This window comes from Polyangiaceae bacterium (assembly GCA_020633205.1).
Taxonomy (GTDB): domain Bacteria; phylum Myxococcota_A; class Polyangia; order Polyangiales; family Polyangiaceae; genus JAHBVY01.
Map to the genome: position 1 here is coordinate 307,385 of JACKEB010000011.1, position 18,034 is coordinate 325,418.

Annotated in this window: 14 protein-coding genes; 7 read left to right on the forward strand and 7 right to left on the reverse strand. The window is 63.3% G+C overall.

Annotation, left to right across the window (positions count from 1 at the left end; all coding sequences use genetic code 11):
* Position 1: 1 nt before the first annotated feature.
* From H6718_07980 to H6718_07990, 3 genes are all read right to left on the reverse strand, one after another.
* A complete protein-coding gene (locus tag H6718_07980; protein ID MCB9585321.1) occupies positions 2-4,381 on the reverse strand; it encodes a PAS domain S-box protein in 4,380 nt (1,459 codons plus the stop codon).
* Positions 4,378-5,337, reverse strand: coding sequence for a diguanylate cyclase (locus H6718_07985; protein MCB9585322.1), 960 nt, complete (start codon positions 5,335-5,337; stop codon positions 4,378-4,380). The genes H6718_07980 and H6718_07985 overlap by 4 nt, the downstream gene beginning before the upstream one ends.
* 124 nt (positions 5,338-5,461) lie before the next feature.
* Positions 5,462-5,764, reverse strand: a complete 303-nt coding sequence (locus H6718_07990; GenBank protein ID MCB9585323.1) for an antibiotic biosynthesis monooxygenase — start codon at positions 5,762-5,764, stop codon at positions 5,462-5,464.
* A 131-nt stretch (positions 5,765-5,895) separates the two neighbouring features.
* On the opposite strand from H6718_07990, the gene H6718_07995 reads away from it, so the two are divergent.
* The 7 genes from H6718_07995 (at position 5,896) to H6718_08025 (ending at position 13,002) form a co-directional block, all read left to right on the forward strand.
* Positions 5,896-6,864 (forward strand): helix-turn-helix domain-containing protein, encoded by a 969-nt coding sequence (locus tag H6718_07995; GenBank protein MCB9585324.1) that lies wholly within the window; start codon positions 5,896-5,898, stop codon positions 6,862-6,864.
* Positions 6,865-6,898: 34 nt separating this feature from the next.
* Positions 6,899-7,444, forward strand: a complete 546-nt coding sequence (locus H6718_08000; protein ID MCB9585325.1) for a YaeQ family protein — start codon at positions 6,899-6,901, stop codon at positions 7,442-7,444.
* Between the two features lie 178 nt (positions 7,445-7,622).
* Positions 7,623-8,492 (forward strand): hypothetical protein, encoded by an 870-nt coding sequence (locus tag H6718_08005; GenBank protein MCB9585326.1) that lies wholly within the window; start codon positions 7,623-7,625, stop codon positions 8,490-8,492.
* Between the two features lie 336 nt (positions 8,493-8,828).
* Positions 8,829-9,887 carry an ATP-binding cassette domain-containing protein gene (locus tag H6718_08010; protein ID MCB9585327.1) on the forward strand — a complete coding sequence of 353 codons (1,059 nt, stop codon included), beginning with the start codon at positions 8,829-8,831 and terminating at the stop codon, positions 9,885-9,887.
* A gap of 212 nt (positions 9,888-10,099) precedes the next feature.
* Positions 10,100-10,486, forward strand: a complete 387-nt coding sequence (locus tag H6718_08015) for a hypothetical protein (GenBank protein MCB9585328.1) — start codon at positions 10,100-10,102, stop codon at positions 10,484-10,486.
* 11 nt (positions 10,487-10,497) lie between these two features.
* On the forward strand, positions 10,498-11,520 hold the full coding sequence (locus H6718_08020) for a hypothetical protein (GenBank protein MCB9585329.1): 1,023 nt from the start codon (positions 10,498-10,500) through the stop codon (positions 11,518-11,520).
* Between the two features lie 180 nt (positions 11,521-11,700).
* On the forward strand, positions 11,701-13,002 hold the full coding sequence (locus tag H6718_08025; protein MCB9585330.1) for an MFS transporter: 1,302 nt from the start codon (positions 11,701-11,703) through the stop codon (positions 13,000-13,002).
* On the opposite strand, the gene H6718_08030 is transcribed toward H6718_08025, so the two are convergent.
* The 4 genes from H6718_08030 to H6718_08045 all read right to left on the reverse strand — a co-directional run bounded on the left by H6718_08030 (position 13,003) and on the right by H6718_08045 (position 18,034).
* A complete protein-coding gene (locus H6718_08030; GenBank protein MCB9585331.1) occupies positions 13,003-14,046 on the reverse strand; it encodes a dual specificity protein phosphatase family protein in 1,044 nt (347 codons plus the stop codon).
* A complete protein-coding gene (locus H6718_08035) occupies positions 14,043-14,789 on the reverse strand; it encodes a metallophosphoesterase family protein (protein MCB9585332.1) in 747 nt (248 codons plus the stop codon). Before H6718_08035 ends, H6718_08030 begins: the two co-directional genes overlap by 4 nt.
* A gap of 3 nt (positions 14,790-14,792) precedes the next feature.
* Positions 14,793-16,964, reverse strand: coding sequence for a hypothetical protein (locus tag H6718_08040; protein MCB9585333.1), 2,172 nt, complete (start codon positions 16,962-16,964; stop codon positions 14,793-14,795).
* A gap of 191 nt (positions 16,965-17,155) precedes the next feature.
* Positions 17,156-18,034 carry a hypothetical protein gene (locus tag H6718_08045; GenBank protein ID MCB9585334.1) on the reverse strand — a complete coding sequence of 293 codons (879 nt, stop codon included), beginning with the start codon at positions 18,032-18,034 and terminating at the stop codon, positions 17,156-17,158.

Below are 18,034 nucleotides of genomic sequence, written 5' to 3' on the forward strand. Positions count from 1 at the left end.
GCTACGCCGAGGCTCGGTGCTCTGTGGGTATTGCCCTGCGGAGACGGTTCGAGGCGGCGTTGAAGTCCAGGCCCTGGAGCTCACTCTTCAGCTCTTGAGTGCCCGTCGGCCCGAGCGCGCTTGCGATGTCCGCTTGCAGCTCCTCGAAGCGCGCGAGTGAGGTGAAGTCTTGCAGCTCCAGCAGGCGCAAGAAGTCTTCCAGCGCGCTCCAGTCGGTCTCCCGGTCTAGCTCGGAGGTGCGAGTCGCCTCTGGAGTCGGACCCGCAAGGTACTCGGAGATTTCCCCCCGTAGACTGGTCACGGCCTGCTCCAGCGCGGTGAGCAGCAGATCGGTGTGGACGTCCTCCGTCTCGAGGCAAGAGGCTTCCGCCCGTGTCGCGAGCTGGTGCACCGATTTCGCACCGAAGGCACCCGCCGCTCCCTTCAGCTTGTGGAGCTGCTTTGCCAGGGCGTCGCGGCCTGCTTCGGTCTGGGGGTGAGACGCGCTGGGCGCGTGGGTGTGCTCCTCGAGGAAGCGGCCGATCAGGTCTTTGAATAGCTCGAAGTCGCCGCTCAGGCGCAGCTTGGCCTCAGCGACGTCGATCTCCCGGAGCGTTGGCCACCGGCTGTCGGCATCGTTGGCTGGTAGGGAGCTCAACGTCCCGCGCCCGTACAGCTGCCGCTGAATAGCCCGGATGAGTTCTCGCGCCTCGAACGGCTTGCTGACGAAGTCGTCCATGCCTGAACGTAGCGCACGCTTACGTTCGACTGTGCGCACTTCTGCTGTGAGCGCGATCACGGGCAGCTCGAGCTTTAGTTCCTTGCGGATCATGCGCGTGGCGGCTCGACCATCGAGCTCCGGCATCTGCACGTCCATCAGCACGATGTCGAAGCCTTCTGGATTGGCGCGCAGCAGATCCACTGCCTCTCGGCCGTTGGTCGCGAGTGAGACGCTCGCCCCCTGCTGTTCCAGGATGCGCCTCGCGACGAATAGGTTCGTGTCGCTGTCGTCGACGACTAGCGCACGCACGTTCTGCAGAGAGGCGGCAGTTTCCGGTAACTGAGTCAGCTGCAGCGGAACAGACGGCAAGTCAGCGCGCTCCACTGGGAAGCTGACGCGGAACCTGCTGCCTTTGCCCAGTTCGCTCTCAAGGACCACGCCGCCGCCCATCAACTCCGCGAGGCGCTTGACAATGGACAGGCCGAGCCCGCTGCCCCCAAAGCGGCGTGTCGTCGAAGCATCCGCCTGAACGAAGGGTTGGAACAGCTTGGCCTGAATGGAGGGTGTCATCCCCATGCCGGTGTCTTGGATTTCGAACACCAGCTGAACCGCGTTGTGCTCCAAGTTCTCCGCGCTCACCCGCAAGCTGACTCCGCCGCGTTCCGTGAACTTGATCGCGTTGGAAACCAGGTTGTTCAAGATCTGGTTGATCTTGGTGATGTCCCCCACGATGCCCTGAGGAACTGATGCGTCGATGCTCAGGGTCATGGAGATGTGTTTGGTTTCTGCCTGAACCTGAGCGAGGTCACACAGCTCCTCGAGCGACGCGTGCAGGTCGAACGGGACGTGCTCGACGCTCAACTCGCCCGCCTCGATCTTGGACATGTCCAGCACGTCGTTGATCAGGGCTAGCAGCGACTTGCTCGCCTTCTGCATCTTCTTGAGCAGGCCGGCTTGCTCGGCATCGAGCGCTGTCTGACCGAGGAGGAAGGTGAGGCCCATCACCGCGTTCATCGGCGTGCGGATCTCGTGGCTCATATTGGCGAGGAACTGTCCCTTGACCTGATTCGCCCGCTCGGCCTTGCCCTTGGCATCCAAGAGGTCGAGCTCCGCGCGCTTCCGCGCGGTGATATCGAAGTTGACGCCCACCATGCGCAGGGCCTTGCCGTCTGCGTCTCGGGTGATTTTCGCGGATGCCTTGAGGTGACGAACTTCACCATTCGGCCGGATGATACGGAACTCGCTGTCAAAGCTGTCTGCGCTGGCGACGGCCTGACCTACCTCCAGTAACACGCGTTTGGCGTCGTCTGGATGTAGAGCCTGTGCCCAGATCTCTTGGGGTTCAGCATCTCCGACTTCACGCCCGTAGAGGCGATACATCCAGTCGTCCCAGACCAGCGACCCGCTCGTGATGTCGCGCTCGAAGATGCCAATGCCGGCACTGTCGGTTGCCAGTCCGGCGCGCTCGTGGGCTGCGAGCAGCGCGTGCTCGATTTGATAGCGCTCGGTGATGTCGAAGCGGATCGACACGTACTTTTGGATCTTGCCGTCGGCACCGATGAACGGAGCCACCATGCTATCCACCCAGTACAGGCTGCCGTCTTTGTTGCGGTTACACACGATCCCGCGCCAGGGCTTACCAGCGGCAATCGTGCGCCAGAGGTCGCGCCAGAACGCAGCGTCGTGCTCACCGGAGTTGATGATGGCGTGGGTCTGGCCGACCAGTTCTTCACGGGTGTAGCCGGAGATCTCGCAGAACTTGGGGTTCGCGTCGATGATGCGCCCCTTGCGATCGGTCACCGACACGATCGCGAGCTCGTGAATCGTGCCGAGCAAGGCTTGGTTGTCACGCGAGGCTTGTGCCAACTGTAGCCGCGCTTCGACCTGAGGCGTGATGTCGAAGGCCATCGCGTAGAAGCCGATGACCTCGCCGTCTTTGAAGTCGGGTATCAGGCGCAGGACGCTGGATACCTTCTTGCCCTGTGGATCTACGAGATGACGTTCGAGGACCTGGGGCTCACCGCGCAGGGCCGCCTCGAACGCGGGTAGGATCTCCTTGGCTCGCTCACCCATCACCTCCAGGATGTGCTTGCCTGGTAGCGTCAGCGGATCGAGCCCGAACCAGTCCTTGAACACTCGGTTCGCGAAGCGGTTCTTGAGGTCTCTGTCCCAGTACGACACGAGCGATGGCAGCGCATCCAGGATGTTCTCCAGGTCGTGGAGCGTGGCGTTCAGCTTCTGTGTGCGCTCCGAGACCTGATCCTCTAGGTCGTGGTTCAGCGCGCGGATAGCTCGCTCCGCTCGCTTCGTCTCGCGGATGTCGCGCAAGGTCTTGGTGAAGAAGCGTCCACCGCGTGGGTCGGTGTGTATGCCGGAGACGGCTATCGAGACGTCGATCAGCGCGCCGAGCCTCGTCTTGCGCACCGCCTCGAACGCCGGCACTTGCTGGCCCTGCGCCACCCGCCTGCACAACCCGGCGTCCTCGCGAGCCTGCTCTTCGTTCAGGATCAACTGAGCCAATGGCTTGCCGATCGCCTCCCGCGCGCTGTAGCCGAACAGCCGCTCAGCGCCCCGGTTCCACTGGATGACGATGCCGTCCAGGGACTCGCCGATGATCGCATCCGGGGAGGTCTCCACGATCGCGGCACGCAAATCCTGTTCCGCACGGATAATGGCATCACGCTGCCGAGTGCGTGCCACCTGGTAGGCGAGTCCGCTGAGCAGGAGGGTGATCAAGCTGCTGATTAGCGCGACCAGGCCCGGGCTCGTGAGCTCCAGGTGCTCCGTGAAGTGGGGCGTCGGTTGCAGCTCTGCTTCCCAGGTCCGGCCGAACATCTCGAACTGCTTGGTCGTATGGAGGCGAGTCTGGGTGAGGTCCGCGTCCCCAGCCGCGAAGAAGGGAGCTTCGTCGCGGGTCGCTGCGTCTCGCAGCGTGACTGCTACTTCTTCGCCAAGGGTGACGTCCTCGAGCACCTCGGCCATCACCAACGGAGCGTAGGACCAGCCGATGCATGCCCGCTGGCGCTCTGCCAGCGTCCGGCTGGCTTTGCCAGGCTCATAGATGGGCAGCAGCAACAGGAACGACTGCAGCGGGTTGCCAGTCGCTTGCACCAAAGTGATCGGCGCCGTGAGGATCGCCCGCCCTTCCAGCATGGCGCGGGTAGCGGCTTCGCGGCGCCGGGACTCAGAACCGATGTCGAGCCCAACTGCTTGCTGGTTGCGCCAGGCGGGCTCGATGTACTCGATCACGTAGCGTTCTTCGCGATTCGGTGCCAGCTCCGAGACTTTGAAGTCTGCCAAGCCATTATGCCGCGCGGATTCAACAAAGGACTTCTCGTCGGTCTGGGGTACCCGCCAGATCACCCCCATGCCCCGCGCCCCGGGGAACTCCAGGTCGATGTCGCGGGTGCGGCTGTAGGCAATGAACTGCTCACGCGTGATGCGCGTGGGCTCTTGAGCTACCACGGCGCCTCGCGCGCCTCGCAAACCGTACTCGTAGAGGTGCACCCGCTGCTGGATGCTGTTCAGGGCGTGGTCGCTGAGCCGTTGAAAGCGCTCCCGTGCGATGGACTCGTTGTGTTGTTTTTGCTGCTCCGCCAGCAGGAGCGAGAGCGCGAGGCCAGCGACCAAGATCCCGAGCGCGGCGAACAGCGGACGTAGGGGTCGCGGCCCTCGGTTCACGTCCCGGTAGCCTTCACTTCGTCGGTTTCGGGAGCCCAGCAAGCACGGGCTCTACCGGCGTGCTTGGCTGCGTACAGGCCGCGGTCTGCGCGTTCGATGAATGCTGCGATTTCTACGTCAGACTCATCGGGCGGCCTGAGGCTACCGAAAGGGCGCGGATCCCAGGTTGCCATCCCGACGCTCACGGACACCAGCGGCGACGTGGGGGACCTCCCGTGTTCCAGCCCGAGGGACGCGATGGCGGCGAGCAACTTCTGTGCGACGACCTCCGCGCCGCGTTCATCGGTATCGGCCAACAAGACGGCGAACTCTTCGCCACCAAAGCGCGCGGCCGTATCCGCGGGGCGACGGCAGACTTCCTGTAGTGCCTCCGCCACGGCTTGTAAGCAGCGATCTCCAGCTGGGTGTCCGTAGTGGTCGTTGTAGAGTTTGAAGTGGTCGACGTCGATCAGCAGCATGGAGAGCGGCTCGCGACTGCGACGGGCTCTACGCCACTCCGTCGTCAGCGCGTGATCCAGCCAAGCCCGATTGAACAGCCCGGTCAGGCCATCTGTGTTCGCGTTCCGGCGCAGCTGATCGCCCATGCGTTTGACGTTCAGCTGGTTCTGCACGCGTACGAGCACCAGGCGCGGGTTGATCGGTTTGCCGATGAAGTCCGCCGCACCGGCGTCGAAGCCGGTGACCTCGAAGTCCTCGTCCTTGTGCGAGGTCACGAAGATCACCGGGATGTGCGCGAGCGCCGGCTCCTGCTTCAGTGCGGCGCACACCTCGAAGCCGTTCATTCCCGGCATTTCTGCGTCAAGCAGGATCAGATCTGGCGGTGTCTCTGCGGCGATGCGCAGGGCGTCGGCGCCCGTCGTCGCCACACTCAGCGCGGCGATCCCCGAGAGCAGACGAGCCAAGATGTGGATCGCGCCGGGATCGTCGTCCACGATTAGGATGCGAGGGAGGTCCATGGCCTGCCAAACGGTTAAGCCGTGGAAAACCTTGAGCCCTCACCCCCAAACCCTCGAAAGCCCACAGAAGCTCTGTCGCATCCAGGAGGGCAGGTGGGGGTGAGGTGCCACTTTTCACGACGGGTCAGGCGCTGAGCTTGACCCCCAAGAGGTCCACGGGCTTGATGCTCGGCGGTTCCGCGAGGAGTTCCTCTGCCTTTGCCATCAAGGCCTTGGCGATCTCACCCTCGAGGTGCGCCTTGCGGCCGCTCTCGTCGGCGAACGCGTCAAAGACGCCAAAGCTGGAGTCGTCGATACGAAACGAGAACCAGACCACCGTCTTGGCTTCTTGATTGGCGAGCGCGACAGCACCCGAGAGCAGCTCTGTGACGGCGGCTTCCTTACCGGGCTTGGCCTTGATGGTTGCGAGTAGTCCGACTTTGACCATGAGTAGCTCCTTTCAGCGCGCGCGGGTTGGTCGCTGTTCTTGCGAAGGTGCGGCGCTTCGAGGAGTGAGCCTAGATGTCTGAGTCGCTGGGGCCCATTGGCAGAAGCGACAACGTTGATATCATTTCAGCCATGCGCATCGATGTGCTCGTCCTGGATGGGGTGTTCGACCTGGGCCTGGCGGCGCTGCTGGACACGTTGAAGACCGCGAATGAACTGGCGCCCAACGTGCCCGGACCGCGAGTACGCTTCGACGTGCGTACGCTGGGGCTGCGCGGAGACGTGCATACCGCGCTTGGCTTCAGGGTGCCTGTCGTTGCCTTGAAGCAAGAGGCCCGGGCGAGTGTGGTGCTGCTCCCGGCCCTGGGTTGCAAGACGCCGGAGACGATCTGCGAGGCGCTCGAACGCAGCGACGTGAGTGAGGCGTGCGCCTGGCTCCGTCAACGCTACTCGGAGCGCGCGCGCCTGCTTGCGGCTTGCACGGGTACCTTCGTGCTCGCCGAGACGGGCCTGTTGGATGGTGGAAGCGCCACGACGACCTGGTGGCTCGGGCCAACGTTCAGGAAACGTTTCCCTGAGGTAAAGCTCGACGACTCGACGATGGTGGTGGAGAACGGTCGCTGCGTCACGGCGGGAGCTGCGCTGGCGCACCTCGACCTCGCGCTGTGGCTCGTGCGCAGCAAGAGCCCGACGTTGGCCACGTTGGTGTCGCGCTACTTGCTGGTCGAGGCGCGTTCCACCCCGGCGCTGCACGCCATCCCGGATCAACTTGCTCATGCGGATCCCCTGGTGGAGGCCTTCGAGCGCTGGGCGCGGGGACACATTGCTGAGCAGCTCTCAGTGGAAGATGCGGCGAGAGCCATCGGCACGAGCGTCAGAACACTGGCCCGACGCACCCAAAGAGTACTGGGCCGGAGCCCCTTGGGATTCGTTCAAGATTTGCGCGTCGAGCAAGCCATCCATCGGCTGCGTACGACCGACGCGAGCGTTGACGACATCGCTCGGGAGGTCGGTTACCTGGACGGCGTGACGTTGCGCAACCTGCTACGGAAGAAGACAGGGCGGGGGGTGCGCGAGTTGCGGCGGCTCTGGCCCGATTGAATCGTCGACTGAGCTCGTGCATAGACTGCAGGTCGTGGCCCTCACCGCAACCATCTATCGCTGGGACGTGACGCTCTCCGATGTCGAGCGCGGCGTGTACGAGCAGCTCGAGTTGCGCCTCGCGCGTCACCCTTCGGAGTCGATGCGCTACCTGTGGCTACGGACCCTCGCGTACTGCCTGGCGTACGAGGAGGGCATTGGCTTCTCCAAGGGAGGACTGTCGGACACTTCCGAGCCTCCGGTGGCGATTACGGATCTCACGGGTCGCCGCTTGGCCTGGATCGACGTGGGTGCGCCTTCGGCCGAGCGTCTACACAAGGCGTCCAAGTCCTGTGACCGCGTCGAGCTATACACGGACGACTCGCTGACTCACCTCAAGCGACAGCTCGAGAAGCAAGAAATTTTCCGTGAGGAATTAATCAAGGTCTGGGAGTTCCCCACCGATTTCGTGGGGTGGCTCGAACAGCACGACGGGCGCGCACTGAGCTTCGAGCTGGTGCGCAACGACGGGCGCCTATATGTGACGCTGTCGGGTGAGGTGCGCGAGGCGGAGCTGTGCTGCAAGCAGTTGCGTGAGTAGTCGGTTCCAACCGGCCTTTCCGAGAACGCCGAGGGCGTCATCAGTCACAAACCCGGCACACGGCTGCGACTCGCGCTGACCTGGAGTGCCATCAGGCGTGTTGTTTCCAGGTTGGAATCTTCGTCAGCGTCGCTGACGGCGATTGACAGCGGAGGTTCCAAAAACTTCAATTCCTACGATGGATCCCCTCGCCCCGCTTCCGGGTAGCCTCGCCATGCGCTCGTTGCTGGAGTCCCTGGCGCTGGTTGCTGCGAACCCGGCGCTCGGACACCACCTGTCGAAGGGCAGCATCGAGAGCTGGCTGGCTCTCGAGTTGGCGTTTCAGCTGGACCCGGCGTTGGAACCCTTGGGCTGGACCTGCCTGGTCGAAGAGCGACGCATGGATCTGTTGATGATTCCGCGTGGAATGGAGAAGAAGGCCGCTCGGTTGAGCCTGAGCATCGGCTCGGCCCCAGCCATCGGGGTCGAGATCCGCGAAGCCAAGCTCGCTCAGGGACAGACCTTCGAGGAACGAGTGGAGCGCCTCACCCAAGACCTCTCGAAGCTCGGGCCTTCGGTGCAACGCTTTGGTGTGTTGTTGACCACCGATGGAAGCTGGAGCTCAGCGACGGCGGATGGAGGTGCCAAGTCCAAAGGGGACGCCGTGGACCGCGCTGAACCTCTGCAACCGGGCTTGCGACGCATCGCACGCCTGACCCGTCAGGTTGTGTATCGGGGCTTCGCCGGTCGACTGTGGTTCGACGTGGTGATGCTCGATGGCCTACGCGGCTCGATCGAACCAGGCCCTTCGGTGTCCTGGGCGGAAATTGCGGCGTTTGCGGAGCGCGCTGAGCGTATGTTCCCCGTACCTGAGTCCGTGGAAGAGCAAGCGAAGCTCGCTGCATCAGCGCGGGCCTACTACGACCAGTACGGAGAGCTGCCCAAGGCGCACACGGTCGTTCAGCGTTGCCTCTGCTTCGAGCAGCGCAAGCTGCGTGACGTTGGTCGAGAAGCTGAAGGGGACGAGCTCGAGTACCAGATCCGCCTGTACGAAGCGCTGCTGAGCTGAGGGCTAGCCAACGCGTTGGAACAAAGCGACACGACCACACCCCTCGCGACCAACGCGTAATGCTTGCGCTCATTGGGGTGCGGCTCCGGGCCGTACCATAGTCCGGGTTTCCAGGTGGATAGACTCGCAACTGGCTGATCCATGGACAACACGGCTTGGACAACCCTTGGACAAGGGTCTCAAGCGTCTCAAAACGAGATGGACAGGCCACTTGGTTCCTCGGGGAAAGCGATCTGAAATTGATTTTCATTGTCGAGGACTCCATCAACTCTCGAATGTAGGATTGCTACAGAATGCGCTTGCTCGGGGCGGGTGGCGTCCCCTAGCCTGGTCTCCTTGCCTGACCTCACCGCAGCGTACGGTGAGCGGGCAGTGCTTCAGGGGGTGAATCTGGAGCTGCCTGCTCGGGGTGTGCTCGCCCTCATGGGGCCGGGTGGGGCGGGTAAGTCTACGCTGCTGCGTATCCTCGCGGGAATGCACACCAGTCAACCGGAGCTGGTCGTTTCAGGCGAGTTGATGCCAGATCCCGACGCGGTCGAGCTCGTCGCCCAGCGTGCGGTGAACTACGTCTCGACGGTTCGAGAGAACCTGGTGAGCGCGTTGCCGAATCGCTCTCGACTGACGCGCCTCGAACAGGAAGAGATCTTGGAGAGACTGTTCACGCGGCTTGGTGTGGAGCAGCTGAGCGCACGCAAGGAAGAGAAGATGCTCGCGCTCGGCGCGGGCGAGCGGCGGTTGGTCGCAATTGTTCGAGCTGCGGTGCGTCAACCGCAACTGGTGCTGCTTGACGAACCGAGTGTCGGGTTGGATGAGGCCGAGCGAGAGACATTGATCGACTGCGTCCGGCGACTCTCGATGCTTTGTGGTGTCGTCTATTCCACTCACAACCGGCGGGACGCGCTCGAGTTGGGCGCAAGCGTTGCGTTGCTCAGCGGGGGAACGATTCAAGAGGTTGGCGAAGCAAAGCGGTTTTTTCTGAACCCTTCTTCAACCGCCGGGCTCCAGTACGTCGACAGCGGCAACTGCGCGTTGCCAGCTCCCAGCATACCGCCTTCTGGGGAGACGAGCCGCGCGGCCCTGATTCCGCGCGGCTTTCGTTGGGTCATTCGAGATCGCCTGGGCGGCGTACCGCGACCAGGGCTCTTGCGCGAAGGCGCTGAAGACGAGGCGGGGTTACGACTCCTACAAATCGATACGTTGGTTGGTCTCGAAGAAACAAAAATCGAGCTGTCTCCCCACTTCGAATATCTGTGGTTCCCCATCCCCGACATGGGAGCCCCCGTGCTGTCGGAATGCATTCCCGTATTGCAACAGGTCGAGTCGCGCATCGCCGGCGGCAAGCGGGTGGTGTTTCATTGCAAGGGCGGGCTGGCTTTCTCGAGGGACATTCGTTAGCTCCTAGTTGCGCTTCTTCAGCGCGCAGACCGGCGGAGTAGATCAGGTAAGCGGCGAGCATCGTGCCGGTACGGCCGCGGTGTGAGGGGATCAGATGTGAGGGGATTGAGAACTCGAAGCAGCGCGATAGCGCCTTTCGAAAACTTCAAGGAAGCGCACCTGTTCGGCGCTTTGGACGTAGCGGGGTTCGACTCGCCTGACGGACTGCAGCCATTGCTCAAGCCCAAGCATCCGTCCCCGAATGTGTAGCCGCGGGCTACGTAGACATGACAACTGGTATGTTGCTCGCGGTCAGGACGGTAGACTCCCACCCCAGTGAAGTGTTGGACCTCGTTTCTGCCGCGACGGCCGATCTATTCCAGGGGTCCAACGTCGTCGCGATCGAGCAGCTGTTCAAGCAGTCCCGGGGTATGCCGAACGACGACCGTCACTACTTCAAAGAAATCTTGGTGCTCAGCGAGAACCTGATTCACGTGTTTCTTCGCGGCAAGAAGGAACCGAATCACGCGCTCGTGCTGGTGACCCGTGGCAGCGCGAACATCGGTATGGTGATCGTCAAGTCTCGAGCCGCGGTCGGCATCGTGGAAGCCTCGCTGTAGCAGAGGATGTGATGCCCGATGAGCTGAGCGAACTCAGCAAGCACGCCAAAGGGCTTGTCGCTAGTGCAGTGCAGGCTGCACTAGCGATCGACGCACCCGCGTTCGAGGAGGAGGGCGACGTTGCTGTGCTGCACAGGCTGGCCCGTGTTGCCCTCGAACAGACACGGGAAGCCTACGGCGCGATCTCAGAACGCCTGGATAACTACTCAGGTGATCGCCCTCGCGCGTTGGTACGCCTTGCGGATGCGGTGTTCGTCGGCCGGTTCGCGCTGGGCGGCCTCAGCGGCGAACTGAAGCGCGCCGAGACCAACAAGGACAGCTGGTCCGTGATTCGCGCGGCGAGCAAGGTGCGGCGCGAGTTGCTGCGCAGCCTGCGGTCCGCCGACTTGCTTGCTTGCCAAGTCCTGGGGTGCGAACCCGAAACTGAATACTACCTGGACGAACTCCAGCAGGCGCTGGCCGCGCGGCGCGCGTACGCGAAGCTGCGCACCGAGGCGAGCCGCACCAACGAGCGTGACGTGGAACTCTCGATTCGCCGTGCGGCGACCACGCTAGCCAAGTTGGTTGGTCGAGAGTGCTATCCGGATCTCCGCATCCACGACCGCATGTTGGTGCGTCAGCTCCAGCGGCAGATGCGCGAATGGCTAGCGGGGGACAAGGTCTCTGAGGTGTCGATACTGAGCGGCCAGAGATTGCTCGGCGAGTATCACAACTTCGTGGAGATCGCGCTGGAGGTGAACAAGCGCCCTGAGCTGCTCGAACACGATCAGCTCATGCTCACCCAGTTGCTGGCCACGTGGGATGAGCTCACGGATGAGGAGGTCTTGCGAGAAGCTCGTGTGCTGATGGGTAGGGACGCGGAGCTGGACGAGGCGTTGGGTCGCAAAGCGTCGCGTCTCGAGCTGCGTGTGTGCCTGGAGCAGTTGCTTGCTCGAATTGGTGGAAAAGTTTCCGCGGGGAGTTGGGTAGTCGAGCGCGCCCACCCGGTTTCGAAGCTTCCTGAGTCTCAGAGACGATTCAGCGAGCGAAAGTAGAGTCACCCGTCTTGAGGTCGACGTGCCAGGCGTTGACCGGTGAGTAGCTCGGCAGCGGGCGTATGCTGGTTTGCGGACAGCTCGGAGTTGCCCTGGGGTGATTTCGTTCCGGGGAGATGAGCTGCAGGCGGCGTTCGCGGCAACGCCAGCGCTTCGCCGTCAGTGTACCAGCGACCGTGTATGAGCGGCCGTGCCTATGAGCGGCAGCGCGGCACGGAGCTTGCTCTGCTTGAGTCCGTGGACGCAGCAGCAACGACTGATTCTCACCCCCTACCCCGACGCGTGCGTGCGTTGGCGATCATCATCTTCTTTCAGATGCTGCCAGCCACTCTGGTGATTCCGGCAATCCGCCCTTTGTTCGCCACATTTCATGGCGGAAATGAAGGCGCGATGCACGCGTTCAGCGCGCTCAACATGCTGGGGGCTGCCCTGGCCGCACCGATTGTCGGGCGCCTGCTGGATCGCGGGGCTGATCCTCGACGAATCCTGACCATCTTGGCCATGGCGGATGGCGTCCTACTGCTGGCGATCAGCTGTCGGATATCGACTCCGCTGGCGTTGGGCCTGCGCTGTGTGGAGGGCGCCGCGCATGTGGGTGCAGCCACCGTCCTGCTGGCAGAGATGGCTGGGCTTGGGCGTCAGAAGGGACGCGCCCGCGTCATGGGATTGGCGGGGGCGGCCATCATCTTTGCGATCGCTCTGGGTAATACGTTGGGCTCGCTATTGATTGCACTCGATAGCCGCGCCCCGCTTTGGGCCGGCGGTGTGTTGGCTCTTGGCATCGCGGGCTGTGCGGGGCGCACCGCCCCTTCGGCTGGGCTGCAGCGCTGCAAAGAAGGCCTTCAGCTCAGCACGCTGCTGCGTCGCCGCGAACTGCTCGTGCCAATCGGAGCCGCGTTCGTCGGGCGCTTCACTGTCGGCTGCATCGTGGTGACGTTTGCATTGTTCGCCCATCGCGTTCACGGGTTGGGCGACTCCCATATCGGGCTTCTTTTCAGCGCTCTCACTCTGAGCTTCGCGATTTTCATGTATCCCGCCGCGCGGCTTGCTGAACGTGTGCCGCCAGCGCTCCTGCTGTTGGGTGGAGGTGCGACTTACGGTGGCGCTCTGAATGGGCTGGGTCACGTTCCGCCCGCGTGGCTGCCGCTTCTAATGGTTGCCGCGGGGATCTCATCTGCGCTGTTGTTCGCGACGACGCTCAACTATGCCGCTCAGGCGCGTGAGGAGTCCCGCGCCAGCGCCATGGCGTGGGTCAACGCTGCGGGCGCGTTTGGGATGCTGCTTGGTCCTGCAGTGGCAGGTATCCTTTGCGCGGTCCTCAAGTCGAGTAACGCGCCCGGCGTGGCCTACCGTGCGGTGTTTCATTTGGCCGGGGGCAGCGTGTTGCTGTGGTTGCTCGTCGGCTCTCGCTGGCTGTTGCGCATGGCGCAGGTTGAGCGTCGAGCGATCCAAGCGGAGCCCGTGGGTGCTGCTGCGGAGTAGCTAGCGGCAGTCCACTTCGAAGCGCGTCAGGAAGTCGAGTTGCGCTTGGGATTGAATGTACCCCGGCCGCACCTCGCGCACTTTCGCGATTGCCTCCTCCGCCGTGCTGCCCTTGTAGATGAGGTAGGCTGCCAGCATCGAGCCGGTTCGCCCGAGACCGGCGTGGCAGTGAACGGCAACGCGGTCTCCGCGCTCGAGCGCCTTCTCGATGGTACGGCACAGGCGAATCGCATTGCTTACCGTGGGGATACCCATGTCTTCGATGGGAAAGTGACGTGCTTCCAGCCCAAAGGGGCTGAGCTCGCTGGGTGAGAAGCTTTCGTTGGTGAGGGTGAGCAACATCGAAATTCCGGCCATGGCGATTGCGGCTAGCTCGTCCTCCAGCGGAGCCAACAGACCTGGCTTGCCCATGCCGGCGAGGGCACCCGGGATCACCCATTTGAAGTGGCTTGGTGGTGCTTCGGCTTCGGGGCGTGGCCAGCAGTTGCCGTCGCGAATGAAGCGGGCCGTGAGCTCGTTTGGAGGGTTTTCGAAGACGCAGGCGGTTGTGTCATCGGCGAATAGACGGCCGGCGCACAGCAGTGCCACGCGGTGCGAGAACTCGTGAGCGAAAGCTACGTCATGGGTGACGAGGATGGTGGTACCGGTATACGAACGCAGGGCGTTGCCCAGTTCCTGAAGCTGGGACCGCTCGAGACAGCGCTCAGGTTCGTCCAGGAAGGCGACTCTGTGGGCGCTGATCTGTTTGATGAGGTCATCGACGTCCCAAGGTTGGCTGTTGCCGCGAGGTAACTGACGAAGCCAGAACAAGTCGTCTGTCGGCGGCGTATCAGCGCCGGCGTATGACCAGCGACCCTTGCGCTGCCAGTCCGATGGCAAAGCTCCGGCCAAGCTGCGCAAGATCAAGCTCTTGCCGACTCCCGCGGGGCCAATCAGCGCGGTGACTCGTCCTGCCTCTACTTTCCACGATAGTCCGCTGAAGAGGTTCGACTCTGGTCCGCAAAGCCCGCCGTCTACGATCTCGAACACTGGTGTATCGGTCATTGTCCCTCCTTCAGACGTTCTCCGAGCTCCGCGGGTAGACCAGCAGCGTTGATCGCGGCGATCGTGCTTTCGAGGTCGTACTCCGTACGGTGAATCTCGAAGCGATTGCGATCGACCTCGAGTACGCCGAAGCTCGCTCGCCAGTCGCCGTCGCGAGGTTGCCCTACGGAACCGGGATTGAGTAGCACGGCTTTGGCTTGTGCTGGCCACTCGCAGACTGCGTCGGCCCTTTCGATGACCTGTCCGGCGTAGAGCCACGCGGCGACGGCAGTATGCGTGTGTCCGACCAGGCCGATGTTCGGCCAGTCCTCACGGGCTGCGATTCGCTCCAGGTTTGCCGGCATCATCGTCGAGGTGACGTAACCCGAGTAGTGGTGATCGTTGAGGTAGCAGCCGTGTACCGCGATGAAGCCTTGCTCGTGAATCAGGTGATTGGGGAGCGAGGCGAGCCAGTCAAGCTGACTCGAGTCGAGCCGTTCCCTCGTCCACGTCTGCACCATCCGGGCAACGGCGCGGGTGCCCATCGTGGTTGCTGGGTTTTGAATGTCGTGGTCGTGATTGCCAAAGACCGTCGCTGAGCACGCGCTGGCTACTCGGTCTACGCACTCGCGGGGTTGAGCGTTGTACCCCACGATATCTCCGAGGCAGATGACTTCGCTTACGTCCTGGGTCCGCAGTGCCGCGAGCACCGCATCCAGAGCGGCGAGATTCGCGTGTACGTCTGCAATGACCCCGACGCGCATGCATCAACCTGGGGCGCACGAAGAAATAGCCGCGAGGAAACGGTCTTTGGCATCCAGGGCGCCTGGGGAGCGAACGATCGCATCCTGCAATGCGCGCCTCAGGTCGAGCCGCTCGACATCCGCTTGGGTCAAGTGCTCTGCCAAGCCCGCGGCAACCACGTCGACGTACGCCTTGGTGGCGGCTGGCCAGTCCGAGTACTCTTCCACTCGCTTGAGCAAGGCAAAACCCACGGCGGGCAAGCGCGACCCCCGTGCAACATCGTCATCCAGATAGTAGCAGCGGGTGCGTAGCGAAGCGAAGTTTGACGGATGGATGTCGAGGATGATGTCGGACCTTGCCGCGAGGATCAGCGAGCGCACCGCCAGTTCTCCAAAGATCACCAGGCTACGTTCGAGCTCTGCTCCGTCCCTTCGGTGCACGGCGTGGCTCATCGAACCTCGCAGCGTGGTGAGCCAGGGCGTGATCGTCCACAACCAGAAGTCCCCGGTTGGTCCGCTTTGGACCGTGAGGACCGTGTTCTGCACCAGCAGGTCGCCGAGCAAGATCTTGTGCCGCACCAGCTGGAGCAACGCGTCCCTTGCTTCGTCCGCGTCGAGGTAGCGCCTCCTGAGGGCGGTCTTGAGACACCAGATCCCTGCCTCGTAGATGTAGGCGTCGGAGCGCCCGCTCCCGTTCGCGGTTCCGGAGCGTCCCGTGAGCTCGCTATGCAGGATCGCGTCGTCTATCGGGATTCGTTGCAGGATGTCCCGACCGTTTGCTGACGGCCAAACCAAGCCACTTGGCACATCCGCGCGAGGCAATGGAGGCAGCGGTTCGAGCACGCGACTCGAGCTTGGGGGCGGCCTGGTTGGGCGCTCTTGAAGGGTTGAGGCGAACTGGCTGGACCCGCCTTCGGCACCCGGTCGGCTCGAGATTGGCGTCGCTGTAACGCGTCCCGCGGAACCAGCCCGCGAGTTGATTGCCGCCGCGACCAGCGCCGCGTGAGGATCCATCGCCGGTTGATCGTCGCTCGGCTTGACTGGCGGGAGGGGCTCGACGCGGGTGAGCGTCGCCGCGGATGGGGCGTTGCTTGGAGGCGCGGGAAGCGTTTCCGGGAGGTTTCGGTCGTGGACGAGTTCTGCCTGGCTTTCGGGTTCTGGCGGACCACATGGGACCGACCAGGAGCTGTCGACCTCCGAGCTCGTCGGAACCTCTGACTCACGGGCTTGAGGGTACTTGGAGCTTGGAGCTTCCGGCGCGGTAGACGGCGGTTTGGTTTCGAGCGGCTCGTCCTCAGCGTCCACCGCGTTAGCGGCGGGTTCGTCCAATGCCGCTGCCGCGTTCGACCCATCGCTCAACCGCCGCGCCGTGATGGCTTCGCTCGAGGGCGGCGGCTCCGAATCACCGTTCTCGTCGTGTGCCTCGGATGCTGGAGAGGGTGAGTCTTGAATGCGCGCGCTGCCGGCTTTTGGCTCTTCAGTCGCGAGCGTGTTGTGATGGCTCAGCACCACGTCCAGGGGCGACTTGGGATCTTGCTCCTCGCGGGCTGCCATCTCTTGCATGAGCGCCTCGCCGCCGAGCACCTCGCCCTGCAGTGCGTGCAAGCCACGCTCGAGCACTTGTCGTTGCACGCGTTCCGCTGCCGCGCGGATTGCAAGTACGACCGTTTCGCGCACGCCCGCGCCGGTAGCCGCGTTGGCTGAAATGGCCGTGGCGCTCGGGGTACCCAGCGCCTCTGCAACGGTGTGGGGAGCGGCGGACCCGGGCAGGTCCTGCTTGTTTGCTTGAATGAGGACGGGGATATCACCCCGATCCGTGTTCTGCAGGTGCTGGCGCAGCAACTTGTACATTGGCAGCGCGTCCTTGAGCTCACTGAGGGAACTCGAGGTGACGAAGACAACCACGTCGGCGATGTCCAGGAGGTGCCAGCGCCTGCGCGACAACACAGCCTGCCCAGGCACGGTCACGAGGTGGCAACGCAGGCCGTAACCCGCGACCACGCCCCCCTCGAGCTGGAGCCAGTCGAAGAACAGCGTGCGGCCAGCGAGCGCTTTCGGCGAATAGAGTTCGCTCCTGCGTAGCGGCGTGAAGAAGTGACAGAGCTGCTCGAGGTTCGTCGTCTTGCCGGCGAGTGCCGGGCCATCGTAGACGACGCGCACGACGATCTTTTGCTCTCGCTCGTCGAAAACGGCCACGGTTCATCCCCCTGCTTGTTTCATCGAGATGCGCCTCTAGCAGGATGCTGAAGAACTCCGTTTTTCAGCATCCTGCGTGCTTATCCGCGCGGATCTTTGAACCACGCTCGCCGAGTTGTGCGCGGGCACGGTTGTTGTTGTTTGGCAGGGTGTTTTTCAACACCCTGCTAGAGTTCTTGGCGGACACACCGCTAGGTTGGCGTGTGTGTGCGCTTGGAGAGCACACGCGCGAGCACTGCCGTCGACTCGCAGAAGACGGTGTAGACCACGTCTCCTTCCAGCCAAGTCGTCGCGAACCGACCGCTGCTCGTCCCCGCGGCATACACGTCGGCCCGGGCGCCCATGGCAGCTGAGACGTCTTGCGCGCCAACGCTCCATTGGCCCGCCTCGACGATCTCGCTGACCGAGACCAAATCCGCGCCAACGACGCCGATTGGGGTCGGAAGCGAGGATGACTTGGACCGATGAAACGCCACGCCAAGGCCACCTTGAGCGAGCAGCTCACGCAGACGCGTCCGCGCCTGAGTGGCCAGGCTTGGTTCACGCAGAGCGCCAATGGTGCACAACAGCTCCGCGGGAGAATAGGTGAAACGCGCATCGTAGAGCCGTTCTCGGCTCTCTCGGAACGCAACCGGCAGGTTCCCCAACAATGTCAGGACTGCAATGCTCTCAGCGCTGTGCTGGCGCAGAGTTCGTCTTAGCCCGTCCTCTGAGACGATACCGTCGGCGACCAGGGTCTCTCCGAACGGACGCCCAGAAGCGCGACACTTCTTGAACGCCGCCTGGAGCACTTCCGCGGGGATTGGCGGGTCGGAGTTCTGACGCAGCAAGTCCGTGAGGCGGCGGCGCATGCTATCCACAGCCGCCCAGCAGATTCGCCCTGCCTCCACCAAGATGGCACCCGCCGGTGCGCGCTCGGCTCCGAACACCAGCGCCCCAGTGGCACCCTCCGGCAGCTCTTCCACGCGCTGGAAGAGTGGAATGACCGCCGCCGGAGGTACGGAATGAGCCGGAGACGACGTCGAGTCACGACATGGGATCGTCGGGGAATCGCGCCGTCCACTGGACAT